The organism is Thiomonas sp. FB-Cd (assembly GCF_000733775.1).
GTDB lineage: Bacteria > Pseudomonadota > Gammaproteobacteria > Burkholderiales > Burkholderiaceae_C > Thiomonas_A.
Window position 1 is genome coordinate 2,423,068 of record NZ_JPOE01000002.1, and the last position, 26,890, is coordinate 2,449,957.

At 61.5% G+C, this 26,890-nt stretch carries 25 protein-coding genes; 10 read left to right on the forward strand and 15 right to left on the reverse strand.

Going from position 1 to position 26,890, the window contains the following annotated elements; genetic code table 11:
- Positions 1-100 precede the first annotated feature (100 nt).
- A complete protein-coding gene (gene ubiA, locus CD04_RS0111730; RefSeq protein ID WP_031407000.1) occupies positions 101-958 on the forward strand; it encodes a 4-hydroxybenzoate octaprenyltransferase in 858 nt (285 codons plus the stop codon).
- A 168-nt stretch (positions 959-1,126) separates the two neighbouring features.
- On the opposite strand, the gene CD04_RS0111735 is transcribed toward ubiA, so the two are convergent.
- The 14 genes from CD04_RS0111735 to CD04_RS0111810 form a co-directional block, all read right to left on the reverse strand.
- Entirely contained in the window at positions 1,127-2,419 is a 1,293-nt protein-coding gene (locus tag CD04_RS0111735) for a Glu/Leu/Phe/Val dehydrogenase (protein WP_031407002.1), read from the reverse strand.
- A 142-nt stretch (positions 2,420-2,561) separates the two neighbouring features.
- A complete protein-coding gene (locus CD04_RS0111740; RefSeq protein WP_031407004.1) occupies positions 2,562-3,548 on the reverse strand; it encodes an aldo/keto reductase in 987 nt (328 codons plus the stop codon).
- Positions 3,549-3,673: 125 nt separating this feature from the next.
- Positions 3,674-3,811, reverse strand: coding sequence for a hypothetical protein (locus CD04_RS24645; RefSeq protein WP_231480560.1), 138 nt, complete (start codon positions 3,809-3,811; stop codon positions 3,674-3,676).
- A gap of 261 nt (positions 3,812-4,072) precedes the next feature.
- Positions 4,073-6,913 carry a hypothetical protein gene (locus CD04_RS22640; RefSeq protein WP_156030244.1) on the reverse strand — a complete coding sequence of 947 codons (2,841 nt, stop codon included), beginning with the start codon at positions 6,911-6,913 and terminating at the stop codon, positions 4,073-4,075.
- A gap of 102 nt (positions 6,914-7,015) precedes the next feature.
- A complete protein-coding gene (locus CD04_RS0111760; protein WP_156030245.1) occupies positions 7,016-7,576 on the reverse strand; it encodes a hypothetical protein in 561 nt (186 codons plus the stop codon).
- Entirely contained in the window at positions 7,567-8,805 is a 1,239-nt protein-coding gene (locus CD04_RS0111765) for a PilW family protein (RefSeq protein WP_031407011.1), read from the reverse strand. The genes CD04_RS0111760 and CD04_RS0111765 overlap by 10 nt, the downstream gene beginning before the upstream one ends.
- Positions 8,806-8,812: 7 nt before the next feature.
- Positions 8,813-9,277, reverse strand: coding sequence for a prepilin-type N-terminal cleavage/methylation domain-containing protein (locus tag CD04_RS22645; protein ID WP_156030246.1), 465 nt, complete (start codon positions 9,275-9,277; stop codon positions 8,813-8,815).
- A complete protein-coding gene (locus CD04_RS0111775) occupies positions 9,267-9,758 on the reverse strand; it encodes a Tfp pilus assembly protein FimT/FimU (protein WP_031407015.1) in 492 nt (163 codons plus the stop codon). The genes CD04_RS22645 and CD04_RS0111775 overlap by 11 nt, the downstream gene beginning before the upstream one ends.
- Positions 9,759-9,761: 3 nt before the next feature.
- Positions 9,762-10,232, reverse strand: a complete 471-nt coding sequence (locus tag CD04_RS0111780) for a type IV pilin protein (RefSeq protein ID WP_156030247.1) — start codon at positions 10,230-10,232, stop codon at positions 9,762-9,764.
- Positions 10,233-10,640: 408 nt separating this feature from the next.
- On the reverse strand, positions 10,641-11,876 hold the full coding sequence (locus tag CD04_RS0111785) for a type II secretion system F family protein (RefSeq protein WP_031407018.1): 1,236 nt from the start codon (positions 11,874-11,876) through the stop codon (positions 10,641-10,643).
- Positions 11,877-11,891: 15 nt separating this feature from the next.
- Positions 11,892-12,416, reverse strand: coding sequence for a prepilin-type N-terminal cleavage/methylation domain-containing protein (locus CD04_RS25105; protein ID WP_369792800.1), 525 nt, complete (start codon positions 12,414-12,416; stop codon positions 11,892-11,894).
- Complete coding sequence (locus CD04_RS0111795) at positions 12,319-14,244, reverse strand: PglL family O-oligosaccharyltransferase (RefSeq protein WP_031407023.1); 1,926 nt, start codon at positions 14,242-14,244, stop codon at positions 12,319-12,321. Before CD04_RS0111795 ends, CD04_RS25105 begins: the two co-directional genes overlap by 98 nt.
- Before the next feature lie 44 nt (positions 14,245-14,288).
- Positions 14,289-14,756 (reverse strand): prepilin-type N-terminal cleavage/methylation domain-containing protein, encoded by a 468-nt coding sequence (locus CD04_RS25110; protein ID WP_031407025.1) that lies wholly within the window; start codon positions 14,754-14,756, stop codon positions 14,289-14,291.
- A gap of 759 nt (positions 14,757-15,515) precedes the next feature.
- Complete coding sequence (locus CD04_RS0111810; protein ID WP_031407029.1) at positions 15,516-16,379, reverse strand: alpha/beta hydrolase; 864 nt, start codon at positions 16,377-16,379, stop codon at positions 15,516-15,518.
- A 150-nt stretch (positions 16,380-16,529) separates the two neighbouring features.
- Here CD04_RS0111810 and CD04_RS0111815 point away from each other — a divergent pair, with 150 nt between their 5' ends.
- The 3 genes from CD04_RS0111815 to CD04_RS0111825 all read left to right on the forward strand — a co-directional run bounded on the left by CD04_RS0111815 (position 16,530) and on the right by CD04_RS0111825 (position 18,734).
- The gene (locus CD04_RS0111815) at positions 16,530-16,931 is read left to right on the forward strand and encodes a MerR family DNA-binding transcriptional regulator (RefSeq protein WP_031407031.1); all 402 of its coding nucleotides are present in this window, start codon (positions 16,530-16,532) and stop codon (positions 16,929-16,931) included.
- Positions 16,932-17,020: 89 nt separating this feature from the next.
- Positions 17,021-17,494 carry a PaaI family thioesterase gene (locus tag CD04_RS0111820; protein ID WP_051849136.1) on the forward strand — a complete coding sequence of 158 codons (474 nt, stop codon included), beginning with the start codon at positions 17,021-17,023 and terminating at the stop codon, positions 17,492-17,494.
- A gap of 61 nt (positions 17,495-17,555) precedes the next feature.
- Positions 17,556-18,734, forward strand: a complete 1,179-nt coding sequence (locus CD04_RS0111825) for an isovaleryl-CoA dehydrogenase (protein WP_031407036.1) — start codon at positions 17,556-17,558, stop codon at positions 18,732-18,734.
- Between the two features lie 65 nt (positions 18,735-18,799).
- On the opposite strand, the gene CD04_RS0111830 is transcribed toward CD04_RS0111825, so the two are convergent.
- Complete coding sequence (locus CD04_RS0111830; RefSeq protein ID WP_031407038.1) at positions 18,800-19,963, reverse strand: aminotransferase class V-fold PLP-dependent enzyme; 1,164 nt, start codon at positions 19,961-19,963, stop codon at positions 18,800-18,802.
- 212 nt (positions 19,964-20,175) lie between these two features.
- On the opposite strand from CD04_RS0111830, the gene aceK reads away from it, so the two are divergent.
- From aceK to CD04_RS0111860, 6 genes are all read left to right on the forward strand, one after another.
- Positions 20,176-22,044: a bifunctional isocitrate dehydrogenase kinase/phosphatase gene (gene aceK, locus CD04_RS0111835; RefSeq protein WP_081857912.1), complete on the forward strand. Its 1,869-nt coding sequence runs from the start codon at positions 20,176-20,178 to the stop codon at positions 22,042-22,044.
- The gene (locus tag CD04_RS0111840; RefSeq protein ID WP_031407042.1) at positions 22,041-23,222 is read left to right on the forward strand and encodes an acetyl-CoA C-acyltransferase; all 1,182 of its coding nucleotides are present in this window, start codon (positions 22,041-22,043) and stop codon (positions 23,220-23,222) included. Before aceK ends, CD04_RS0111840 begins: the two co-directional genes overlap by 4 nt.
- Before the next feature lie 110 nt (positions 23,223-23,332).
- A complete protein-coding gene (locus CD04_RS0111845) occupies positions 23,333-24,574 on the forward strand; it encodes an RNA-guided endonuclease TnpB family protein (protein ID WP_038168305.1) in 1,242 nt (413 codons plus the stop codon).
- Positions 24,567-25,079, forward strand: coding sequence for a RidA family protein (locus tag CD04_RS0111850; protein WP_231480561.1), 513 nt, complete (start codon positions 24,567-24,569; stop codon positions 25,077-25,079). Before CD04_RS0111845 ends, CD04_RS0111850 begins: the two co-directional genes overlap by 8 nt.
- 2 nt (positions 25,080-25,081) lie before the next feature.
- Positions 25,082-26,209, forward strand: a complete 1,128-nt coding sequence (locus CD04_RS0111855) for an acyl-CoA dehydrogenase family protein (RefSeq protein ID WP_031407047.1) — start codon at positions 25,082-25,084, stop codon at positions 26,207-26,209.
- A gap of 41 nt (positions 26,210-26,250) precedes the next feature.
- Positions 26,251-26,853, forward strand: a complete 603-nt coding sequence (locus CD04_RS0111860) for a 2-hydroxychromene-2-carboxylate isomerase (RefSeq protein ID WP_031407049.1) — start codon at positions 26,251-26,253, stop codon at positions 26,851-26,853.
- Positions 26,854-26,890 lie beyond the last annotated feature (37 nt).

A 26,890-nucleotide genomic window follows, 5' to 3' on the forward strand; every position in this document is an offset into this window, starting at 1 on the left:
TGTCGTAAAAAAGGCTCTACCCTAACGCATTGGCTTCGCGGACGCTGACAGGCGGCACCGTCGACCGTGTTGGGCACCGTGGACAAGGGATAATTCGGCCATGTCCAATCGTCTTCGCCTTTGGCTCGACCTCATCCGCTGGAATCGCCCTGCGGGCTGGCTCCTTCTGCTATGGCCCACGCTGTCGGCGCTGTGGATCGCTTCCGGTGGGTTTCCCGGCTGGTTGCTGCTGACTGTGTTCACGGTCGGCACCATTCTCATGCGCTCGGCCGGCTGCACCATCAACGATGTCGCCGACATCGATTTCGACCGCCACGTGCGCCGCACCGCGCGCCGTCCGGTCACGAGCGGCGCCGTGTCCCCGCGCGAAGCCCTGGCCGTGGGCGCGGCCCTGGCGCTGGCCGCCTTCTGCCTGGTGCTGCTCACCAATACGCTGGCCACCGGCTTGTCGTTTGCCGCGCTGCTCATTGCGATCGCATACCCCTATACCAAGCGCTGGCTGGCGCTGCCGCAGGCCTACCTGGGCGTTGCCTTCAGCTTTGGCATTCCGATGGCCTTCGCCGCAGCCCAGGGCGCAGTGCCACTCCTGGCGTGGTGGCTGCTGCTTGGCAACCTGTTCTGGGTCCTGGCCTATGACACCGAGTATGCGATGGTCGACCGCGCCGATGATCTGAAAATCGGCATCAAGACCTCAGCCATCACCTTTGGTCGCATGGACGTGGCCGCAGTCATGACCAGCTACGCGCTTTTCCTGGCGATGTGGCTGGCTGCGGGCCTTCAGCTCGGCCTGGGCTGGCCTTTTCAGCTCGGCCTGCTCATTGCAGGCGCCATGGCCGCGTGGCATGTCCTGCTGATCCGCAACCGTGACCCGGAACGCTGCTTCATCGCGTTCAAACAGAACCACTGGCTGGGTTTTGCGGTCTTCGCGGGAACGGTGGGAGCGTACGCACTGCGCTGAATCCCCAGCTTGCAAAGCGCGTGGCATCCTGTTCTGGATGCCACGCGCTTTGCGAGCATTGCCGGAGCGGTCGGCAGCAGACGCACTCAACCGCGCCCACCCAGGCAATCCCCGCAGACCCGGACCTGCGGCTCGTACACCGATGGCGCCTCCCCCGCGATCAGGAAATCAGGGATAAAGCCCGCGCTCTGCACGCGCTTGCAGGACACGCTCACATGCCACGACGAAGGCAGCCGTGCGCAGCGTGATCTTGAGCCTGTCTGCCGTGTCCCAGATATGGGCGAAGGCAGCCCCGAGGATCTTGTCCAGGCGGGCGTTGATCTCGTCTTCGCTCCAGAAGAAGCTGGAGAAATCCTGGACCCACTCGAAGTAGCTCACGGTCACGCCCCCGGCATTGCAGATCACGTCGGGCACCACCATCACGCCGCGCTCGCTCAGGATATCGTCGGCACCCGGCAGCGTGGGACCGTTTGCACCTTCGAGCACGAGCTTGGCCGTGGTCTTGCGCGCCCGCGCCTCGGTAACCTGGCCTTCCAGTGCCGCGGGAATCAGGATCTCGCAGGGCACGTCCCAGAAGTCCGCTGCGGCAATGGCCTGCGCACCGGCAAATCCGGCCACCCCGCCGTGCGCCAGCACATGTGCCTGCAGGGCCGCCACGTCCAGCCCCGGCTCATGCAGCACGGCACCCGTGTGGTCCTGCACCGCCACGACCTTTGCACCGGCGGCGGCGAACAGCTCGGCAGCCGTGGACCCCACGTTGCCAAACCCCTGCACGGCCACGCGCGCGCCTTGCAGGGGCAGCTTGATGCGCCGTGCCGCTTCGCTTCCCGTGACGAACACGCCGCGCCCGGTGGCCTTCACCCGCCCGAGCGAGCCGCCAAGCTGGATGGGCTTGCCGGTGACCACGCCCGTTGCCGTGCCGCCGATGTTCATCGAGTAGGTGTCCATCATCCACGCCATGATCTGCGGGTTGGTGTTCACGTCCGGCGCCGGGATGTCCTGCTGCGGCCCGATGATGATGCCGATCTCACTTGTATAGCGCCGCGTCAGGCGCTCGAGCTCCTTGTGCGACAGTCCCGAGGGCTCCACGCGGATGCCGCCCTTGGCCCCGCCATACGGCAGGCCGACTGCGGCATTTTTCACCGTCATCCACGCCGCCAGCGCCATCACCTCTTCCAGCGTGACCTGCGGGTGGTAGCGCACACCACCCTTGCCCGGCCCGCGCGACAGGTTGTGCTGCACCCGAAAGCCTTCGAAGTGCCGTACGCTGCCATCATCCATCTCGATGGGCACGTCCACGATGAGCGCACGTTTGGGGCGACGAAGGGTTTCGGCCCAACGCGCCAGATCGCCCAGGTAGGGCAGCACCCGCTCCACTTGGGAAAGATAGGTCAGCCAAGGGCTGTCGGCCTGGGGATCGATGTAGGACAGGTGGTTTTGCGGGATTGCTTTTTGCAGCATGGAGGTCTCCGTGTTGTGGGGCGCTTGTGGCGCCGTGCGTTGTCGAGGGTCGGCCGGTGAGGCCACCTCAACTCTACGCTCACGCAGAAAAGGATTCCACCGCAGTTGCGCGTGGTTGCAGGAATGCGCTCCGGTTTGAGCCTTAGCGATTCACCGCACTCAACGCCGCCTCCGGATAGCGCGTGCCTTTGGCCGCGCCCGGGGGCAGCGCCTGGTGAATGCGCAGCAGGTCATCGGTCGACAGCGGCACCTTCAAGGCCCCCAGGTTCTCCTCCAGACGGCTGATACGCCGTGTGCCGGGGATGGGAATGATGTCGTCACCCTGCGCGAGCAGCCAGGCCAGCGCGAGCTGCGCTGCCGTGCACCCCCGCTCCGCGGCCATGTCACGCAGGATGTCGGCCAGGTGCAGATTGGCCGTGATCGCATCGGGCTGGAAGCGCGGCGAGTGCAGCCGCCAGTCGTCGGGGGCAAGGTCCGCCGTCTTGCGGATGGCACCGGTGAGAAAGCCACGCCCCAGCGGACTGTAGGCCACGAACGCGATCCCGAGCTCCCTCACCGTGTCCAGCAGTTCGCCTTCCGGATCCCGGCTCCACAACGAGTATTCAGTTTGAAGCGCCGCGATGGGGTGAACCTTGTGCGCGCGGCGGATGGTGTTCGGCGCCGCCTCCGACAGGCCCAGCCAGCGGACCTTGCCTGCGCGAACCAGTTCCGCCATCGCACCCACCGTGTCCTCGATCGGCACTTGCGGATCGACCCGGTGCTGGTAATAGAGGTCAATCACGTCAACCTGCAAGCGGCGCAGGCTCGCGTCACACGCCTCGCGTACATATTTGGGGCTGCCATTGACGCCCAGAAAACTGCGATCCGGTCCACGCACGTTGCCGAACTTGGTGGCGAGAACCACCTGGCCGCGGCGGCCTGCGATGGCACGTCCCACCAGTTCCTCATTATGCCCGGCGCCGTACATGTCGGCCGTATCGAGAAAGTTCACCCCGAGATCGAGCGCGCGGTGGATGGTCGCAATCGACTGCGCCTCGTCCGCCGGCCCGTAGAACTCGGACATGCCCATGCAGCCCAGGCCCAAAGCTGACACCAGCGGTCCGCTGGTGCCGAGATGACGTTTTTGCATCGCCGTAGTCTCCCATGCATGCGCGGGCGCCCTGCGCGGCGCCCCTTCCACCATGCTAGGAAACTCCTCGCGCTGGTGTTGCAACAGTTTGTTCGCGGCTGTGGCCAGACATGAGGACCCACGAGTCAGCCGGAGTTTTCTTTCTTGAGGGCCGCCCTCGCAGCCCGCCGCTCGGCTTTGCGCGACTTGCGATGGACCCCGGCCTTGCGCTGCAGCGCCGCCGCCACCAAGGTATTGCGCGGCGTCGAACGCGGTGGATGCATGATCGTTACGCGAGCGTGCCGTCGGGAGTTCTTCATTGCTTCGTCTGATGATCACTGAACATGTTGACCCGCAAGCATCAGCGTTCCCGTATAGGCCACCTTCGTCGCCCCCCTCGGCACGCTACCCCAAGTCCACGGGTTCCTTGGCCAACCTCCTGGCCTCCAGCATCGGGACGCCAGGCACGCCCTCCATCAGAGCCGCCGAACCCCAGCGCCCCACGAAAACGGCAGCAAGCCGATGCGAGACGGAAAACGACTCCGTCAATGCACGCGCCACTGCACCACTGCGTCAATGCCGTGTTTATTGAATACAAGTGGTGCACTCGGCGTCGCCGTCTGCTGCGTCCCGCCGAAGACCGGTAGGCCGCTGCTCGAGATTGACATGCTTGGCGAATAAGCTGCACCCGCCCCGATATTCACATCGGCAAGAATGAAATTCCCCAGAACGTCCTTGATCTGGTTTTTCGGGAATGTTCCACTGGCGAGGCTAAAGAAATCGTAGTAACCCTTCCCGGCCACGTTGCATGTGTTGCTGCTTGACGGTGGAACATACACGGGGATATCGACAATTCCCGCGACTAGCGCTGGCGCATCAGAAACTGTCGCCCCAGCTTGTAGAGGGGCAACGGTACTCGATGCGCTCCAAACGCCCTTATTATACTGATAGCCACCATTTCCGTCCGTTGCCCACAATGGCCCAAACCCAGATGACCCAATACCAAAGGCTGTCAAGCCCTTGCTCGAAGCCGCCAAAAGATAAGGAAGGTTATTGGCGTACTGGTAATTGATAAAGTTCACCGCAAGCCCGTCTTTGGTAGCTCCCAAATTTCCAATATTGCCGACATCTGTTGCTGCCTGTCCCGTAAAAGACATCACGTAGATATTTCCGGCGGAATCGCCAAAGTAGAGCTGGCCTGACGCAGTATCAAGAAAAAGGTTACTGTTCACAACACCCGATATACTTTTTGAGGGAATCGTCGCCGAGGTCGAGGCGCCAGTCGCGACATTGAACTCATAAAGGGCGCTATATGCGCTCGTGCCGCTGCCGACATTCACAATGAATGCTGCGATCTGACTGCCATTGATGTTTCCGACAACGGGCGCCTGTCTTTGCGGATAGGTGGCCCCCTGGGGCACGGCTGGCGCTTGTATCACCGCTGCGGGCATCGGGACAGCTCCGTTGCTCGGATTTCCAAGCTTCATGTCATACCAGTATGACCCGCCTTGGCCAACCGTAACGACCTTCGTGCTGGATACTGTAACATTCCGCGCGGATCCAATGATATACGTCCCCCAATTCCCCGAGGCGTCGACCGCATCCACAATGCGGAACTTCCCATCAAACAGGCCTTCTGTAGGGACCACTGAATAGTTTTGCAGTTGCGCGACGAAAGGTCTTGGCATCCAACCCCAGTTCAACTGACCCGAAGCCGCGTCCACGGAATACAAAAAGCCATCGTTATTCGTAAAGAGCAATGCATTTGGCCTCTTGGACTGACTGGCTGCATAGGCTGTATATCCCGCTAAACCCAAATCCAGAGGATTACCGGGAGCCGCGAGGATGGACGCGAAATCCGAGCTCGAGAACGCGCCGAGTAACCAGTTCGGCGCACGCCCTGCAAGATAGCTGCAAGCACTGCCGTTACCCAAGTAGTTCGGGTCAATCGTATATTGGGCAATGGTATTGGTATTCGGAACGCACGTCGTTGCCTTCAACGAAAACGCAGCACTATCCGTACTGCCCATTGTGGCAAGGAGCTTCGGTGCGGCGCCCGAGGCATCCGTCGAATACAGAACCGTCGCACGATTGTTACCGGGCACCGACATCAGTGCGCCGGCGTCCCAGGACGCGGTCGTGGATGGCACTCCAGTGGAAGAGACCGGAAACGCCTGAACAAAGCCCTGAATCGGATTGGGATTGCTGTTCAGTGTATAGATCTGACTGCTTGACGAAATTGACAGCGGCGTCACTGGTGCGCTGATTGCTCGAACGGCCGGGCTTGCCTCGAAACACGTGATTTCATGCACATCATTCAAACCTCCCGTTGACGCACCAAATCCAAATCGCAGATAAGCCGGCAGCGGTCCATTATCCGTCGTAATAGGCTTATTCTGAATAATCGGCGTGTAAGAACTCCCATTCACGCTATATGCCAGATTCAGCAGCCCCGATGTTGTAATGATCAGCTTGTAATTAATGGGGGTTGCCTTTGACCGCACGCTCACATTCGTTTGCGCAATTTTAATTGTTTGCCCGCTCGCGTTGAGAATCGGCGATCCGGCAATATATCCATAATCAAGATTACTCTGCAGAGGAGTCAACGTGTTGGAAGGGGTCCCGTCAGAAAAATCCCAGACGGTGTTTGTTTTGCAGGTTTTATTGATTGCGTTTTGCTGGGTTCGCGCCGTGGTAGTTGAATATAAAGGCAAGTTTGCCGGATAATCGTCAGGATACAAAGCATTCAAGACGCTGTAGGTCATGTTCCCCGCCCCCCGCATGCTGACTCGGTTTGCGATAAATCCCGGCCCGGTGTTCGTGTTGTCGGAAGGATTTGAATAGTTGCCGTATTCGTCAATTCCGAGCCCTAAATAGGCGTTCGGCATGCCTTCCCAGCCACCGGTTTGCGAAGCATTGACGTTCGTGGGGTCGTTGGTGCAGCTGTAGCCAAGACTGCCGCCAACGGCGCCTATGGACGTCGGGGCTGGTTTGGTCCCGTCCAGCAAATAAAACCCGATGCCATCCGCGCCAGTGCCGCGATAAGCGTAGGCTGTGAAAGTCACCTGGAGGCCCTCATTGGAAGGGAACGGATTCACGGAAAAAATGGCGCCGTGTTGATGATTCACGGCGTCGGTGAGGCGCAGCGCACCGGATCCAGCGGCGTCGGTGATTGATGTGCAGGCAGGAATCGTGGTCGCCGGTGTTGTGTAGGGCGGAGGCGAACCGGCCGTTAAGCAGGCATTTCCCAGGTGTGTCCAGGGTAGATTCGTCGAAGATCCGGTAAAGTCATCACTGATGATGTTCGTGGTCTGCGCCCAGGCTTGCGACCCCGCAGTGCACAGTGCCAGGATGGTCAGAGCGAATTGTCTTGCGATTTTCATCATGCTTTTCTACCCAAGTTTTGGCATCCTCGGCTGACCCCGCGTGCCCTGCAGTCAGCTGCGTATGACTCAGACCGACGGCGATCGAAAATCACCCCGATGCGCCTAAGGTGCGCTTCCGCCCAGCACGCAGAGTTTGTAGACGGATTCAGTGTCCGCAGATACTTGACCGCGTGCATCGATCGTGTGCGTCCAGACATCGTAATAAATAGCCGTGAGCCCTTGCGTATTGCCACAAGCCGTGGGATCAATACGACCCGTTGGCTCAACGAAGGTCCATGCCGACTGAGGGACGTTACTGGGCATCGGCACGGCTTGACACGTTATCGTGCTGGTCGGATTGCTCATGCAGGTCTGCCAATAGGCAGCTGTAGGCACAACAGTCTGGGCCGGCTGAACATTGAGATACCAAGGCTGTGCACCTGCGGAGATTTCCAGGGCCTGCTGGTTCCCAAGAGCTGCGATTTGATTGGCGATCCATTGCAAAGCCAAATCGCTGGTTTGTATATTTTTTTGGCGCCCCGAATATCGGTCCGTCAATCCGGTATCCGTCAGGACGCCACGAAGAGTAAATAATGCGCCTAAAAACATGATCAGAAGCGCGACCAGAGCGAACAGCAGGATCGCGCCGCCCTGCCGGTGCCCGGACGTCATTTTCAATTCCATGTCATATTCCTCAATGAAAGTTGGGTGACATAGACCGAGAAATGATCGTGGATTTCATTCGGCTGAGGAACATAATCGACAAAGGCGTTCGGCGATGCAAGGCCAGTTGACGGTTGGGGCACGACGACCTTGGCGGGCGCCGTATACTGAAAATCTTCGTGTACGGAGCGCAGGACCAAGGCGACATCCGCTGCCAAAACTTGATCGGATGAAAGCACATTACCCCATGTTTTCCACGTCACCGCGGCCCCGGGCAAGGCCCCCGCAGGGATCGTGGCAAAAAGGACTTGAAGACTCACGACACCGGGTGCAATAGCCTGGGTACCAATCAGACTATCGTCTAGGGCGCTGTAAGTCGAACGCATCAAGACGGGAAAACCATTGCTCGCGTCGATCCAATATTGAATGATCTGCAGCGTGTTACTAAGATGCCCAAGGTCAAGAATTCGAGAATGAAGGAGGTAACTGTTGGATAGCGTCCCGAAACTCGCCGGAATTTGTGCGGCATAGTCCGAATATCCATTGGTGGGCATCAAGGGTGACGGCTTGCTATCGATGTAGGCAGCACCTTGCCCGGTGGTGGTCCCCAGCTTAACGATAGGGATGCGCATACAGACGTTCCCCCCATTCATCGGAACTTGCAGGATCGCCGTGTCGCCAGCGTTGATGCCCTGTGTCGAGTTCAGTTGCAGGGACGATACGGGGAGCTGGGTGCTATTAAGCGCCCCTTGGCCGGAGCTTGATTGGGTCGTTCCAAATTGCACGACGTAAATCGGGGCTGCAGACTGCTGGATATAGGCTGGGACACTTGGCGCTGCAGCCATGAGCAGGACTTGCGCCACATAACCAGCGTTGCTGTTACCGGCGGCCGGGTAATTGACGGCCCCTCCGCCCATCGGTAAGGTCTGGCCCGCTGCCTGCGAGGCCGCCCAAATTGGATGCTGCGGCTCAAAACTCGGCGTTGCGTTGCTGTTGTAGGTGATCGAGATTGCGCACTGCGATTGCGCTGCTCCGAACATGAACCCCGCACTGGCCACGTCGCGTGTGAGAAGAGTCAGTGCCGCACGCGCGTTATCGTTGATATGTGTCGTTTGGGTGCTAGCCGTATCCTGGCGGACCCCGAAGCTCATTGCTGCAAGAATGGCCACGGACAGCACAGCCCCCACTGCGAGGGCGACCAACAATTCGACGAGGGAGAGCCCTGACTGTGTGGCGCGGATGGCGCTCATGCGACGATTAGCGGATGCCGATTTGGCCATGGAACACCTGTGTGCGTTGGGCGGCGAGCTGTGTCCAGGAAAGCGTCAGTTTGACACCGCACGCTTGCGGTGAGCACGGAGCGCTCGATCCCGAAGACGGCCCCGAAACCACGGGCCCAGAGACGACTGACACCGACAGACCTGGAAGCGACAGCGCGGATTGGGTAAACCATCCTTGTGTGGCGGCGTCTGGCATCGCTGACGCCGCCGTAGCACTGGCTACGGTCATCGGAAGCGCGTTGGGATCGCTAGCCAGCGTGGACATGAAGCTGTCCGCGACGCTTTGCGCGCTGGTTGTGGATTGGTTTTGGTAGGGCGCTGGCGCAGCGCGCACGTACAGCGCTGCTAGGCCGAGCAACCCGAACGCCAGCACCAGCATCGCAACCAGAGCTTCGATCAGCCCCACGCCGTGCTGCCTGCCCCGAAGACGCTTAGGAAGCATGTTGTGGGTCCTCCACGATCACTCCCGACCCGAAAATCTGCACACTGACTGGCGCGCCACCTGCCGATGAATTCACCGTGATGATCGTGTTCGGGTTGGATGTACTGCCGGATGGGATGCTCACCATTCCAAGGCTGTCAAAGGTCATGACCAAGCCACCCGCCGGAACGCCGGTACACGATATGCCAGGCGCGTTGTTCTGAAGTTGCGCGATCGTCATGGAATGGTGCGCATCTTCCGCGCCCTGCCCCGTATTAACGGTCCACGTACAGTCCGCATTCAGTGTCATGGACACGCTCGGCGAATTCGAGATAGCCTGCCCGCGTGCCCAAGCAATGTCTTGCTCAAAGGCAGAAACAACGGAGACCGATTGCCGCCCCTGGATCGATGAAAGAAATGAGGGCAAGGCAACCGAGAAGAGAATTGCGGCGATCACGATGACCACAAGCAACTCGAGCAACGTAAATCCGCGCTGTTTCATCGCTCACTCCACCGCACAGTCACCTTGCTGATCGGCGATCCAGCAAGCGGGATTTGCCGCCCAACCGGCGGGAACCTGCGCGGTCACGCGCGCACCGGTTTGATCAAGCGTGAACAAGAAGCCTGCAAGACTCCCGGTGCCAAGAGCCTGGACGGTATATGTGGTCTGGGTCAGGGTGGGGCACGAAATTTGGAAACCCTCCGCAGCAACGGGCGCCGTACAACTTCCGACATACGTCTCGTGGTCCTGGGCGTACTGCCGCACGTCGTTAGCAGTAACCAACAACGCGTTCTGGGCGGCCTGAATACGCGACTTCACAACGTAGTTCGAGTAAGCGGGAATGCCAACGGCCAACAGGATCCCAGCGATGGCCACAACGGCCATCAGTTCGACAAGACTGAAGCCCTGAGTCTGGCGCCCCGAGCATGCCGGCGCACAGAGGCGGGTTGAGGCAAGATCGATTCGCGAAAACACGGCAGTAGCGCCCCCTATTGATGAACTGGATTATCGAACGCAGAGGCACGCGCTTTGACGGGATCGGGATGGGCGGTAGATTTCGTCCGACAAACGGTGCATCACGGCGTTGTAAGGAGTCACTCCGCTTTGCCTTTTCGCCACGCGCCCATCATGACGGGTTCTCCAGGGCGGGTCGCACACGGTCGCCCTAGCGTGCATTCGCATGTCCGCGCCGTTTTAAATTTCCATCGCAATCCGCGCGAAAGCGGGGATTGCTCCGCAGACCCCAGTTACAGCACGACGCCTCAAACTCCACATGGAGCGCCTTTCGGATTTGATTGCCATGGTGGCCACACAAACTGGGCTAGGCCTCAGTCGATCTGGGGTGAGGCGTCCCCGAATCGGCGAATTGCGGCGGTGTGGCAGTCACTTGACGACCGCACCAAGCTTGAAGATGGGCAGGTACAGCGCGATGACCAGTCCGCCAATCAAGATGCCGAGAATGGAGATGATCATTGGTTCCATCAAGGCAGATAGATTCTTGGCAATCTCGTCCACCTCCGACTCGTAGAAATCGGCGACCTTGCTCATCATGTCGTCCATCGAACCCGTCTCTTCGCCAATCTGGGTCATCTGAAGCATGAGCGGCGGGAATACACCCGTGGACTGCATGGCAACCGCCATGGATGTGCCTGTGGTGATCTCGGACTGGATCGCAAGCGTGGCTTTGCGAAAAACGTCGTTGCCCGCCGCGCCCGCAACAGCATCCATCGCGTCCACCATGGGAACGCCTGCGGCGAACATGGTGGCAAGCGTGCGCGACCAGCGGGCCAGCGCACCCTTCTCAATCAGATTCCCAAAGACCGGCATCTTGAGCAACCACCTGTCGACGGCTGCTTGCACTTTTGCCGACCGCTTCCACGCGTTAAAGCCAAAATAGCCACCCCCGCCAACGATCGCGAGCAAGATGTACCAATCGTGCACGAAAAAATTGGAGATCGCGATGACCGCTAATGTGGGCGCCGGCAAGGTGGCGCCGAACGATTCAAAGGTTTTAGCAAAAACGGGCACCACGAAAAGCATGATGACAGTTACAACAACAGCCGCAACGATGATCACCGCAATCGGGTAGGTCAGGGCACCCTTGATCTTCTTGCGAATCTCGTAGGTTTTCTCCTGGTAGGTTGCCAATCGATTGATCACGACCTCAAGCGTGCCCGAGTTTTCGCCCGCGGCCACCAAGTCGCAATAAAGCGCATTGAAATGACGCGGATACTTGCGCAGCGCGTTCGAGAAACTCGTTCCCGTTTCGAGATCGTCGCGAATGGCGAGGACCATTGCGCCCATGGATGGGTTAGGGTGACTGCTACCCACAATTGAGAGAGACTGCACCAGCGGCACGCCCGCCTTGAGCATCGCAGTGAGCTGGCGGCTAAAGGTCATCAAATCTTTCAGATTGATGGTCTTGCCGCGTCTAAGCCTTTTCTTGCTGACCTTGGTGATGGTGATGCCTTGCCGCCGCAAAGAAGCGGTCACGACATTGACGGAGGCCGCCCGCATCTCCCCAACCTGCTTATGGCGGTTGCGGTCCATACCCTCCCAAGCAAAAAGTGCCTCGCCAACAGGGCCTTTGCGCCTCAAGGAAAGAGAAGAAGTCGCCATCAGAGAATCCTTGACTCAGGGACAATCGCTTTGGCCTGGGGTGAGGCCTCGCGCAGAATTACAAAGAGTGCCAGTCATCGACCAAACCGCAGCAGTGTTTCCACCCATCGACGGAGAGTCGCTAAACTGAAGTTTATTCCCGTGCGAATCGGTAGCACGGCTAGTACCCTTAATTAAGCCGTTCGCGACGCTCGGCAGCCCCACGAACCCTCCGGTTGGGGTTGCCACCGGTATGCCGTTCGTACCAGTGTTGCACCCAGTTAGTGTCCCTTTGCTAGCGATGCATGAACTCACTGCGAGTTTGAGGGAGGCGAGTTCGGTCTGGGTTGCAGCCGCCTCCGCCCTGCTCGTGTAATCGCCATACATTGGAATCGCGATGGCCGTAAGGATGCTGATGACCGCGACGACGATCATTAGCTCGATGAGCGTGAAGCCGCCCTTCTTATTTCGAGACATAAGAAGCGCTCCTGCAAGTACCGGCAAGGGCTGAAAATTGTGAAAAGCCCCGATGAGCCAGTGCATTGAAAATGCGGCCCGCATCTGGTGCGATTCCTGGATTGGCTGAGATCGCCTCGCCGAGAAGACGGCGTGCCCGATCTTCATCTCCAACAAGGGCCAGCAATTCAACTTGGGTAATCGGGACGTCTCCGATCGGCCTGTAGAACATTAGGTGAGTATTTTCCCTTAAGCGAGGCGCCCAAGTTTCTGACATGAGGAATACCACAGGAATGTTGGACTGCTCCACACGTGCAACTGGACGCAGGATGCGCTGACCCCAGGTTTTCGCGGACAAAAATCCTTGCAAGGTTGACATTCTTGCAGCAATTGCCCGCGTGTCACGAATATTTATTGGTGTCCGCCAGTCCTCCTGAAAAACCTGCATTTCCATTCGCATTTGTAGCGCCGCGCTTAACAAAACACAAAGCGCTGCAAATGCAGCGATCGGCCCCACGCTGGACAGCACGCCCAGACGGACTCCTTTCCGCCAAGACGGCGACCAATCCCGGCTTTCTCCCATGCGCACCGAGAGAGCCCCGAGCAGCGAGGCAAAGAGTCCGAGGAATGGCAGCGTCCAAAGCGGATACTCCACCATGCTGTGCATGCCGACAACACCTAGGCATCCTGTAGCCCAGATCTGCCAAGTCTCACCCGAACGAAGGGCTCGCCAAGCAGTGACTATACCCCAAGCAGCGAGTATAAGCACGGCAACAAGCCCAGCAACCCCGAATTCTAGCCCGAGTTGAAGGGGAAGGTTATGGACGTTGTTCCAGCCCTGATTATGGAATGCGGCATAGGCAGGTGTGTCTGGAAGGCTCCCGGCAAAATGGAAAAAAGCAAGCGCTGTGCCGCCAATGCCGACGCCGGATAGAGGACGGTGCGCCATAAGCCGCAATGCCTCCATCCAAAGAGTACGCAAAATGGGCCCCGCGAAGGCGTGCCCGGATGGAGAATCTGCCTTTCCATGAAAACTAAAGGCCAGGAATACGCATACGGTCACGCCGGCCACCAAAGTGCCAAGGCGTTTGTTTGAGCGATTAGAATCTTTGATCATGCTCGCATCGCGACGCATCATCATAGACATTCCAAAATAGATCACGCCAAAAGCGAGATAGCCAAGAGCTGCATAAGAAGTCGACTCCACGATACTAACAAGCAGCAAGCCACAGACAAACACAAATGCCAATACCGGAGCGAATCTGCGTACGCTTAATGGAAACAGGGCAACCAAAAGCAGTGCCGAAAATAGAGCAAGCGTCTGCAGGTCAGCGAATAAGTTGCGTTGTGCGAGCAGTCCAACTGCAACTCCACTCGCTGAATAGAGTACTGGAATGTGCCTGAACACGGCATATTCTTGAACCTGAATCCAGCCGATAAATCCACCGATCATGCCAGCAACGAGCAGTCCGCAAGCAAGTGCCTTTGCGAACAAATCCGCTTTGCCCTGGCCCACCAAAGCCTGCGCCGAGAGCATCAGCAGCGTCGCCCACACCATCTCCAGGATCGTGAGCAGCGCGCCGCTGCGGAGTGCGGCATGATGGGTCAGAAGTTGCACCCCAGCGACTATGGCGAGCAGCAAGGGAGCGAGAAATATCGAAGACAGTCGCAGTTCGCGCCACGCAGCACTACGAAGAAGCGGTGTGCAAGCAAGTAATCCGCTAAGTGCTGCGAAGAATTCACCTTGCCAGCTTGATAGCGGGCCTGCATGATTCCACGCAAGCGGCGGGAGGCAAGCGAGGAGGAAAAATCCCGAGAGGCCGGCGTACAACAAGGTCCGCTCTGCCCACGGCCAAGGCAAAAGATCCGTGGGCTCCCCTGTGTAACCCGTCAGGCGCAAGAGCCATGCGGAAAATCCCACTTGGATGTCCATAGTGGGATTTTTAACACGTCGAAAATACACTGCTATTATGGCATTTACTTATGGCAGTCGCCTTGCCCAGAGGCCATGCCGCGCGACCCACCATCGCAGATAGTTCCGGTATTATTCCATGTCATCGCCGTTTGACCCATGGTGGCAGTGTCAACCACCGTCAAATTGTTGCCCTTGGTATCCGTGGCCAAGCTACTCGCGTTAATGACAAGACCCGTGTTTGTACCCGCAGCAGGAGCGGTAAGTGTAGGTGTAATTAAGTTCGCTGACGCTGTGATCGTAGGAACGCCATTCTGACCTTGTGTCCCGCAAGCCGACAAGGTCCCTGTAGTCTGCGCGCATATACCTAAGGCCGTCTTGAGCGGATCAAGCTCGGACATGGTGGCTGCAGCGTGAGCGCGACTCGTGTAGTTGCTGTACTGCGGAATCGCGATCGCCGCCAAAATGCCGATGATCGCCACAACGATCATCAATTCAATCAGGGTGAAACCCTGTTGGATTTGCTTCTTCATGAAATGCTCCTGGGTTTGAACGGCGTGGCCCATGCGCCAAAATCAAGAAAGCCAGCGCCGGGCCGCGGCTGGGTTGAAAGCAGTCCCCCCTTGGGGTGATCGTTAGTTAGCAGCTTGCATGCCAGCTTGCGATTTGCCGATTTTCGTGAACTGCTTCACACAATTACGCTGAGCCGCGGGGTCTGGATGCCAATTGAGGGCAGGCTAGTGACGAATTTTGTCGATTTCTCGAAAAAAACGTCAATGTAATTGCGATGCCATCCAAGCACTGCTACCCATAGCAATAAAAAGCCCGCCTTACGGCGGGCCAAAGTCCCGGAGATGACTGAACAAGCCAACTTGTTCACCGTTGACAAAGCATATCGCGTGCCATGTCTCACCGTGCCAAACTCGGCGCAATCCAGATCGTGGTGTAGGCGATTCACCGTGGCTCCTTGCCCGACGGCAAGGGAGCACTGAAAGCGAAGCAGGGCCATCGCCGGCGATCAGCAATTATTTCGAGCCTTCTGGATTCCAACGGGTTTGGATCCGCCAAAGCCTACGCCGATGCACGGCAGATAGTCCCCCTGAACGCCTGCGCCGGATGCGCGCTCAAGCCGCCAGTCGGACTCGTGAGGGCTCAAACCCGCCCAAGACCAAATCGCGCCACATCGATCGCAAACTGACCTAGCACCCTCACCGATTGGGCTCGGGAATGGCCCGCGAAACCTTGGATCCTTGGCATAATGCCCCGCGCGCTCGGCGAACGACCCCAGCATCTCAGGCGCAACGGCCTGTGTCCGCAGCGAGTTCGATGGCCGCCTTCAGCAGTGCGCCGTCCGGTTGTTCAAGGTCACTCAAAATGTCGAAGTGATTGCGCCACGGCAGAACGGCGAATTGGACGGATTCACTGACTGCCTCCAATGCAGCAGCGTACTCGGCGCTCTGACGCTGAAATTCGGGCAATTCTGCCCCACCCACGGCCACAACGGTCGTTGCGCCAGTGCCGATGCGCAGCCTGGGGCTGCAGGAAGCCACCTCTGCGTCTGTCAGCTGAAGCGCATCATTGAGCGCCCCGCGGGCGATGGGCCCCAGGTCAAACAGGCCACTGACGCTCAGCACGCCGGCCACTGCCGGATGTTGGCGGTGCATCGCGGCTAAATGGCCACCCGCTGAGTGTCCGGCAAGGACAATGCGCGGCGCCTCGCCGGGTTTTTGCCCAAGTGTGGGATGGGTCTGGAGCCCGTCGAGAAGACAGCCGATTTCGGCCACGATCTGCGACATGCTGGCCTGGGGCGCGAGGGTGTATTCGGCCAGAACCACATGCATGCCTGCTGCCAAGGCACCTGCCGCGACGCACGCAAAATCCTCCTTGCTTCGCCACTGCCAATAGCCTCCGTGGAGAAAGACAAGGACTGGCGCGTCCGTGCCCTCCCGCCACAGGCCGTTTGCGTCAAACCAGTCAAAAACCTGCCTGGGGCGCGGACCGTAGCGGAGGTTGCGCTTGCAAGCATGGTGCGCATAAACGTCGCGACTACGCTCGAAAAAGCCGTTGAGAAGTTGCTCCGCATTCGGCACGGCCGCGGCGTTGTCGTATGCGGCCGTGTAGTGCTCGCGGGTGATGAGGGTTGTCGGCTGCGACATGCGTGGCCTCTTTGGTGGGTTGGTAAGCCATGAACAATCGCCCGATTGTGCATGCCCGGCGCCCTCGGCAGAGCAGCATTCGCGCGAGGCCAGGCTGGCTACACTTGACGTATAGGTTAATCAACGTTCACCAAACTCAGCGCTCTGGGCATGGCCGAATCCACCAAGAACCGCTACACGATCACCGAGCTGGCTCGTGAGTTCGATCTCACGGCACGCGCAATCCGCTTTTATGAAGAGGCCGGGCTCCTCGCACCCTTGCGCGAAGGGCGCAAGCGCGTGTACTCCCAGGGCGATCGCACACGCCTCAAACTCACGCAGCGTGGCAAGCGCCTGGGCCTGAGTCTGGCCGAGATCCGTGAATTGGTCTTGATGTACGAGTCGCCCCGCGACACCGCACCCCAGCTGCGCCGGTATCTGGATGTGCTGGCTGCGCACCGACACGACATCGAAGAACGCATGGCGGACCTGCAAGCCACGCTGGACGAGATCAGCAGCTACGAGGCCGAGGCACGCGCGCTGCTCCAACAACACATCCGCCGCGACAGCTGAATGCCCGATCATTGCAACGCCTTGCTATGATTGACGTTAACGTAAACGTCACTTTGATATCGAACCATCCGCCTGCGAGTTGCTCCTCCATGCCAACGCCCTCTGCAAACCACCATCCCAAGCCAGGCACGGGGCTCTCCGCCGCCCGGGACGCGGCCGTTCGGACAAGCTTTGCGCGGCAAGGGCTGATGCACCACTGGGGCGCGAGCCTCACCGCGCTGGAGCACGGCGCTGCCGAAGTTCGGCTGCCCCACTCCGAGCGCGTGACGCAGCAACAGGGCAGCTTTCACGGTGGAGCCATGGGAGCGCTCGCCGATATCGCCGGGGGGTACGCCGCCATGACGGTCGCCCCCGAGGGCGTGGAAGTCACCACCGTGGAGTACAAGATCAATTTTCTTGCAGCGTGCGCGGGTGGGGAACTGGTTGCCCGGGGACGGGTGATTCGCGCCGGCAAGCGCATCATCGTGACCACGGCCGACGTGTTCCACCGCGACGCCGATGGCCACGAGACCCACTGCGCCACCATGCAGCAAACCATTGTTCCTGTGCCCAAGACCTATTGACTGCATCCGGCCCGTCAATGCCGAACGCATCCCGACACAATGATGACAAGGAGACACTGCCATGAACCTGCCCGGACTGGATTTTCAACTTGGTGAGGACATCGGCGCGCTGCGCGAAGCCGTGCGCGACTTCGCCCAGGCGGAGATTGCTCCGCGCGCCGCCGAGATCGACCGCAGCGACCAGTTCCCGATGGACCTGTGGCGCAAGTTCGGCGCGCTCGGTCTGCTGGGGGTCACCGTGCCCGAGTCGGATGGCGGCAGCGGCATGGGCTATCTGGCCCATATGGTTGCGATGGAGGAAATCTCCCGCGCCAGCGCCTCCGTGGCGTTGAGCTATGGCGCGCACTCGAACCTGTGCGTCAACCAGGTCCGTCGCAATGGCAATGCAGATCAAAAGCGCCGCTATCTGCCCAGGCTGCTTTCCGGCGAGCACGTCGGGGCGCTTGCGATGAGCGAACCCGGTGCGGGATCGGACGTGGTGAGCATGAAGCTGCGCGCCGACAAAAAGGGCGATCGCTACGTGCTCAGCGGCACGAAAATGTGGATCACCAATGGGCCGGATGCCGACGTCCTGGTGGTCTACGCCAAAACCGACCCGCAAGCGGGCAGCAAAGGCATCACGGCCTTCATCGTCGAAAAGGGGTTCAAGGGCTTTTCAGTGGCGCAAAAGCTCGACAAGCTCGGCATGCGCGGCAGCCATACCGGGGAGCTCGTGTTCCAGGACGTGGAGGTTCCGGCCGAAAGCGTCCTCGGCACCGTGGGCGCAGGTGCGAAGGTGCTGATGAGCGGACTGGACTACGAGCGCGCGGTTCTGGCCGGCGGCCCCGTGGGCATCATGCAGGCCGTGATGGACAGCGTCGTGCCCTACGTGCATGAGCGCAGGCAGTTCGGCCAGGCCATTGGCGAATTCCAGCTCATCCAGGGCAAGCTCGCCGACATGTACACCGTGCTGCAAGCCGCGCGCAGCCTGCTGTACACCGTGGGCAAGAATCTGGACGCCCTCGGCGATGGCCACAGCCGCCAGGTGCGCAAGGACTGCGCGGCGGTGATCCTGTGGTGCGCCGAAAAAGCCACCTGGATGGCCGGCGAAGGCATCCAGGTCTTCGGCGGCAACGGCTACATCAACGACTATCCGCTGGGGCGCCTGTGGCGCGATGCCAAGCTGTATGAGATTGGCGCTGGCACCTCGGAGATCCGCCGCATGCTCATCGGCCGGGAGCTGTTTGCGGAGACGCGGTGATGCGCATGGGCCGGCCCCGGCTTGCTGCACCTGCCGCCAAGGCGCGGCAGGTGACTCCCGCTCGCTCAGGCGTGTTGAGGCTGTGCCTGCGCAAGAAGCTTCAGGCCCACGGCGTCGAAGGCTGCGTCGATGCGCGCCACGGCGCCGGGCACGTCCTTCCATTTATCCAGGCCGAAGAGGCCGATGCGGAACGTCTTGAAGTCCGGCCCTTCGTCGCATGCCAGCGGAACACCGGCGGCAATCTGCACCCCGGCGGCGACAAACTTCTTCGTATTCTGAATCTCGGCATCCCGCGTGTAGCTGACCACGACGCCCGGCGACTGAAAGCCAGCGGCGGCCACACTCTTGACGCCGCGGCGAGCCAGGGAGGCGCGCACCTTGGTGCCCAGTTCGATTTGCGCGGCTTTGAGCGCGGGCAAACCGAACGCAAAGGCCTCCTGCATCACGTCGCGCACCTGCACCAGCGCGTCGGTGGGCATCGTGGCGTGGTAAGCGTGGCCACCGCCTTCATACGCCTGCATGATCTGGTGCCATTTCTTCAGATCACAGGAAAAACTGTCGCTTTGCGTGGCAGCCAGCCGCTCGAGCGCGCGGCTGCTGAGCATGGCAAAGCCCGCACATGGGGTGCCGCTCCAGCCCTTTTGCGGGGCCGAGACGAGCACGTCCACGCCGAGCGCTTTCATGTCCACCCACATCGCGCCCGAGGCGATGCAGTCGAGCACGAACAAGGCGCCCACCGCGTGCGCCGCGTCCGCCAAGGCCTTCAGATAGTCGTCGGGAAGAATCATCCCGGCGGACGTTTCCACGTGCGGGGCGAACACGACCGCGGGCTTGTCGCGCCGGATCGCGGCCACGACGTCGTCGATCGGTGCCGGCGCGAAGGGGGCTTCGGCGTCGTCGGCCGTTCGCTGCGCCTTGAGCACGGTCATGTGCTGGGTGAGCTTGCCGGCTTCGATGATCTGCGACCAGCGGTAGCTGAACCAGCCGTTGCGCACCACGACCACCGGCGCGCCCTGCACGAACTGCCGGGCCACCGCCTCCATCGCGAAGGTCCCGCTGCCAGGCACGATGACCGCCGCGTCAGCCGCATAGGCCTCCTTCAGCATGGACGACAGATCGACCATCGCGCGCTGGAAACGGCGGGCCATGTGGTTGAGCGCGCGGTCCGTGTAGACCACGGAATATTCCAGCAGGCCCTCGGGGTCGACAGTGGGGAGCAATCCGGGCATGAAGCGTCTCCTGAAACGTGGACGGTTGGGAGCGCGACGCCTCGATCATGCACGATGCGTGATGCATGGTTGGGCGCCGGCACGCGACACGGCGGCCGCGAACGGAAAACGAGCCTAGCACGCGTGCGGCTCGCGCGCATCCCGGCCCGCCCTGTTCGGGGTCGCGCGCCGGAGGTAAAGTGGGCAGCTCCGTGTTCCCGAGCGAGCGCCCGATGAACCAGTTTCCTCCCCGCCTGGACTCGCAGGTGGCTTTCGCCATCGCGCGCGCCATGCTCGACGGCTTCAACAAGCATTACCGACTGTTTCGCGAAGTCAGCCGCGAGGCCAAGGCACGCTTCGAGGCCGCTGACTGGGCCGGGCAGCAACGCGCGCAGCGCGAACGCATCGCGTTTTACGACACGCGGGTGGACGAGGCCACCGAGCGGCTGCAGACCGAGTTTGACGCGGGGCACCTGGACACCGAAATCTGGCACCAGGCCAAACTGCACTACATCGGTTTGCTGACCAACCACCTGCAGCCCGAGCTTGCGGAGACGTTTTTCAACTCGGTCACGACGAAGATCCTGCACCGCCGGCATTTCCACAACGACATCCTGTTCGTGCGCCCGGCCATCTCCACCGAGTACATCGAGTACGACGAACCGGCTGCGCAACCTACCTTCCGCGCCTACTACCCCACGCACGACAGCCTGCGCGAGACGCTCACGCGCATCATCCACAATTTTCAGCTCCAGCGCCCGTTCGAGGACCTGGAGCGCGACATCGGGCTCGTGCTCCAGGCCGTGCAGCAGCGTCTGCAAGGCGCGCGGCTGCGCAGCAACTTCCAGATCCAGGTCCTGTCATCCCTCTTCTACCGCAACAAGGGCGCCTACGTGGTGGGCCGGATCATCAACGGCTTCTGGGAATTTCCCCTGACCCTGCCCATCCTGCACAACGAGCGCGGCCAGCTCATCATCGACACCGCGCTGCTGCATGAGGACGACCTGCTGCTGGTGTTCTCGTTTGCCCGCGCCTATTTCATGGTGGACATGGCCGTGCCCTCGGCCTACGTGCAGTTCCTGCGCAGCCTCATGCCGCGCAAGCCGCGCTCGGAGCTGTACAGCGCGCTGGGCCTGGCCAAGCAAGGCAAGACCCTGTTCTACCGGGACTTCCTCTACCACCTGCGGCATTCAAGCGACCGCTTCACCACGGCGCCCGGCATCAGGGGCATGGTGATGCTGGTGTTCACCCTGCCCTCGTTTCCCTTTGTCTTCAAGGTCATCCGCGACTTCTACCCCGCACCCAAGGACACCACGCGCGAGAAGATCAAGGCCAAGTATCTGCTGGTCAAGCAGCATGACCGCGTGGGGCGCATGGCCGACACGCTGGAGTATTCCAACGTGGCCTTTCCGCGCGAGCGTTTCGACCCCGAGCTCGTCGCCGAGCTCAAGGCCACCTGCGCCTCGCAACTGGAAGAGGACGGCAACCTGCTGGTCATCCGCCACTGCTACATCGAGCGACGCATGATTCCGCTCAACATCTACCTGCAGGAAGCCACGCCCGGGCAGCTCGAAGCCGCGGTGATCGATTACGGCAACGCCATCAAGGATCTGGTAGCGGCCAACATCTTCCCCGGCGACATGCTGTGGAAGAACTTCGGCATCACGCGTCACGGCAAGGTCGTGTTCTACGACTACGACGAAATCGAGTACATGACCGACTGCAATTTCCGCCGCGTCCCGCCCGCTCGCTGCGAGGAGGACGAAATGGCGGCCGAACCCTGGTATCCCGTCGGTGCCCACGATATCTTCCCGGAAACTTTCGGCACCTTCCTGCTTGGCAACCCCCAGGTGCGCGCGGTCTTCATGCGCCACCATGCCGACCTGCTCGACGCCGCCTACTGGCAGGCGCAGCAGCAGCGCACGCGTGAAGGCCATGTGTTCGACGTCTTTCCCTATGACACGAGCCGACGCTTCATCCATGGCGCGGCGCACGCGTCACCTTCCCCATCCGACGGCGAGTCCGGGCCCAGCCAGGCTGGCGCACCGGCTCCATCCTCGCCAGGATCCTTACAACCCACAACCCTTCTGGAGGTCTCATGAATGCCGATCCCATTGTCATTGTTTCCGCCGCGCGCACGCCCATCGGCGGCCTGCTCGGCGACTTCGCGTCCGTTCCTGCCTGGCAGCTCGGCGCTGCGGCCATTCGCGCCGCGGTGCAGCGCTCGGGAGTCGCGAGCGACGCGGTGGATGAAGTCCTCATGGGCAACTGCCTCATGGCCGGGCAGGGCCAGGCTCCGGCACGCCAGGCCGCGCTTGCCGCGGGCCTTCCGCAGTCGGCCGGTGCCGTGACCCTGTCCAAGATGTGCGGCTCGGGCATGCGCGCCATGATGTTCGCCCATGACATGCTGAGCGTGGGCTCGGCCTCCGTGCTGGTGGCCGGCGGCATGGAGAGCATGACCAACGCGCCGCACCTGGCTTTCGTGCGCAAGGGGGTCAAGTACGGACTGACGCAGTTCTACGATCACATGGCCCTGGACGGCCTGGAAGACGCCTACGACCGCGGCAAGGCCATGGGCGTGTTCGCCGAGAGCTGCGTGGCGAAATACAGCTTCACGCGCGAAGCCATGGACGCCTTCGCCATTGCCTCCACCGAGCGCAGCAAAAAGGCCAACGAGGATGGCAGCTTCAACTGGGAGATGGCGCCCGTGACGGTGGCTGGGCGCGGCGGCGATGTGCAGATCAGCCGCGACGAGCAGCCATTCAAGGCCAAGCTGGACAAGATTCCGGGGCTCAAGCCGGCCTTCAAGAAGGACGGCAGCATCACAGCGGCCACCTCCTCGAGCATTTCCGATGGCGCCGCCGCGCTCGTGTTGATGCGCCAGTCCACGGCGCAGCGCCTGGGTTGCACGCCCCTTGCGCGCATCGCAGCGCACGCGGTGCACGCGCAGGCGCCCGAGTGGTTCACCACGGCACCCGTGGGCGCCATCCACAAGGTGCTGGGCAAGGCCGAATGGCAGGCCAAGGATGTCGATCTGTGGGAGGTCAACGAGGCCTTTGCCGCCGTGACCATGGCAGCCATGCACGAATTCAGCCTGCCGCACGACATCGTCAATGTGCACGGCGGGGCGGTCGCACTGGGTCATCCGATCGGCGCCAGCGGTGCGCGCATCGTCGTCACGCTGCTGGGCGCGCTGCGCACGAGGGGCCTTAAAAAGGGCGTGGCCGCCTTGTGCATTGGCGGCGGCGAAGCCACGGCCATGGCCGTGGAGCTTCTGTGACCCGATGCGCGACAGGCCCGGTCCTTCAGTGCGGGGAAGGACAGGGCCGATGCCACAGGCATCCATCTTTGCTTGAAGTGACGCCGTATGCGCTGTATATTCACCCAGTCATGAAGCGACTCCAAGCCTTCAAGTACGAACTCATGGCGACCGGCGAACAGCAGCGCCAGATGCGCCGCTTCGCGGGCTCGTGCCGGGTCGTGTTCAATGAGGCGCTGGCGTTGCAAAAGACCCGCCACGAGCGGGGCGAGCAAAAGCTCGGCTACGCCGGGCTGTGCAAGGAACTCACGGCATGGCGCAACGGGGCACCGCTGCCTTCGGGGCGCGTTGCGCCCTGGCTGGCGGAGGCGCCGATCCACCCGTTGCAACAGGCGCTCAAGGATCTGGACCGCGCCTACACCCATTTCTTCGCCAAGCGCGCGGACTTTCCGCGATTCAAGAAGAAGGGCCAGGGCGCGAGCTTCCGCTACCCCGATCCCAAGCAGATCAAGCTCGATGCGGGGAACAGCCGCATCGCTCTGCCCAAGCTGGGGTGGCTGCGCTATCGCAACAGCCGGGATGTGCTCGGCGCGGTGCGCAACGTCACGGTGTCGAGCAGCGGCGGCACGTGGTTCGTGTCGATCCAGACCGAGCGTGAGGTCGAGCAGCCCATCCCGAGCGCCACCCGCGCCATCGGGATCGACGTGGGCATTGCCCGCTTCGCCACGTTCAGCGACGGTGCGTTTTTGCCACCGCTCAACAGTTTCAGGACGCACGCAGTGCGGCTTGCGCGGTACCAGCGGGCGATGAGCCGCAAGGTGCAGTTCAGCAAGAACTGGCACAAGGCCAAACGGAGGGTTCAAACCCTTCACACCCGTATCGCCAATGCCCGGCGCGACGATCTGCACAAGGCCACGACCACGATCAGCCAAAACCACGCGATGGTGTGGATCGAGGACTTGCAGGTGAGGAACATGTCGCGCAGCGCTGCGGGAACGGCCGAGCGACCGTGCAGGAATGTCCGGGCCAAGAGCGGCTTGAACAAGTCGATCCTGGACCAGGGCTGGGCCGAGTTTCGCCGGCAACTGGACGACAAGCTCCAGTGGAGCGGCGGATGGCTCGTTGCGGTGCCGCCGCACAACACGAGCCGCACCTGTCCAGACTGCGGCCACATCGCGGCGGACAATCGCCGCACGCAGGCCCAGTTCAGATGCGTGGCGTGTGGCTATGCGAATCATGCCGATGTGGTCGGCGCGATGAATATTTTGGCGCGGGGACACCGCGTTGCAGCCTGTGGAGAGGTGGTGCATTCAGGCCCCTCGGCGAAGCAGGAACCCACCGAAGCGACTGCGTATGAGGTCACTCATGCGTAGCGCCGTAGGAATCCCCGTCCTTCCCGCGCAAGCGGTGGCGAAAGCCAAGGGCGGGGAGGATGTCAAGTCGCCAGGCAGCCCGTCTGGCACAGCGCCGACCATGGACGCACGACACCCCATGCGTCGGCTGATCCGTTCGGGCTCCAGCTTCGAGGCCTTGGCCGGCTACAGCCGCGCCGTGGTCGACGGCCGCGACGTGCACGTGTCGGGCACGACCGGCTTCGACTACGCACGCATGACCATCGACGAGGACGCGGTGGCGCAGACGCACCAGTGCTTTCGCAACATCGACGCCGCGTTGCGCGAAGCCGGGTGCACACTGGATGATGTGGTGCGCGTGCGCTACCTGCTCACCGACGCGGCGCTGTTCGAGCGCCTGGCGCCCCTCTTCGGCGAATACTTTGCCCGCGCGCGCCCGGCGGCCACCGCCCAGGTCTGCGGACTGGTGGATCCGCGCATGCGCATCGAAATCGAAGTGACGGCCAAACTTCCGGAGACCGCCTGACCATGCTGCTTGATGCCGACCACCAGATGATCCGCGACGCGGTGCGCGACTTCGTGCAAGCCGAAATCGCCCCCCACGCGGCGAGCTGGGCGCAGCAGTCGCGCTTTCCCCGCGAAGCGCTGGAGGGGCTGGCGGCGCTGGGTTGCCTGGGCATCGCCGTGCCCACGGCGTGGGACGGCGCCGGGCTGGACTATCTGGCGCTGGCGCTGGCCATCGAGGAAATTGCCGCAGGCGACGGCGCAACCAGCACCGTGGTCAGTGTGAACAACTGCCCCGTGTGCTCGATCCTCCTGGCCTGGGGCAGCGACGCGCAAAAGCAGCGCTGGCTCAAGCCGGTGGCGCGTGGCGCCATGATCGGCGCCTTCGCGCTGACTGAGCCGCAGGCCGGCTCCGACGCATCGAACCTGCGCACCACGGCTCGCCGGGACGGCGACGATTACGTGCTCGACGGGGTCAAGCAGTTCATCACCAGCGGCAAGAACGGCCAGGTCGCCATTGTCCTGGCTGCAACCGACCGCGCAGCCGGCAAGCACGGCATCAGCGCATTCATCGTCCCCACCGATGCGCCGGGCTACAGCGTCGAGCGCCTGGAACACAAGGCCGGCCAGGCGGCCAGCGACACGGCGCAGATTCGCCTGCAGGCCTGCCGTGTGCCAGCAAGCCAGCGCATCGGGCGCGAAGGCGAGGGCTACAAAATCGCGCTCTCAGGCCTCGAAGGGGGCCGGATCGGCATTGCCTCGCAGGCCGTGGGCATGGCACGCGCGGCGTTCGAGGCTGCGCTGCGCTATGCACGCGAGCGCAGTGCCTTCGGCCGCACGCTGTTCGAGCACCAGGCGGTGCAATTCAGGCTCGCGGAGATGGCCATGCGCATTGAGACCGCGCGGCAGATGGTGTGGCATGCCGCCCAGCTCAAGGATGCCGGCGTGCCGTGCCTGAAGGAGGCGGCCATGGCCAAGCTGTATGCCAGCGAGATGGCCGAGGCCGTGTGCAGCGACGCGATGCAGATCCACGGCGGCTACGGCTACGTGGAAGACTTCCCCGTCGAGCGCATCTGGCGTGACGTGCGGGTATGCCAGATTTACGAAGGCACGAGCGACGTGCAGAAAATACTCATCGCCCGCGCGCTGTAATGCAAGACCGACAAGAGCCCACCCCACCGAGGAGACCCGTCATGCCTGTGGCACCCATCGCGTTCTTTTTCGATTTTTCCTCACCCTATTCCTACCTTGCGAGCACGCAGATCGAGGCGCTGGCAGAGCGGCACGACCGCGGCATCGAGTGGGTGCCGATCCTGCTTGGTCCGGTGTTCGCCACGACAGGGGCCAAGCCCCTGGTCGAGCAGCCTTTGAAAGGGGATTACGCGCGCATCGACATTCCCCGCTCGGCACGCTTTTTCGGCGTGCCGTACCAGCATCCGGCGCCCTTCCCCATCGCCACGCACCATGCGGCGCGCGTGCTCATCGGCCTGCAGCGCGAGCTGCCCGCACAGGCTGTGCCCTGGGTGCACGCGGCGTTCAGCGCCTATTTCATGCAGGGCAGGAACATCAGCCAACCCGAGGTGCTGCACAGTGTGGCGCAAGACCTCGGCATCAACACGGCCCGCATTGATGGCTGGTGCAACGAGCCGCAAATCAAGGCACAGCTCAAGGCCAACGTCGACCGCGCGATGCAAAGCGGGGTTTGCGGCGCCCCGTTTTTCGTGGTGGACGATGAGCCCTTCTGGGGGGTGGACCGCCTGCCCCAGATCGACCGCTGGCTCACGGCCCGGTTTTGACAACACGCCATCCATCCGGTTCCGCAGACGACGCCCG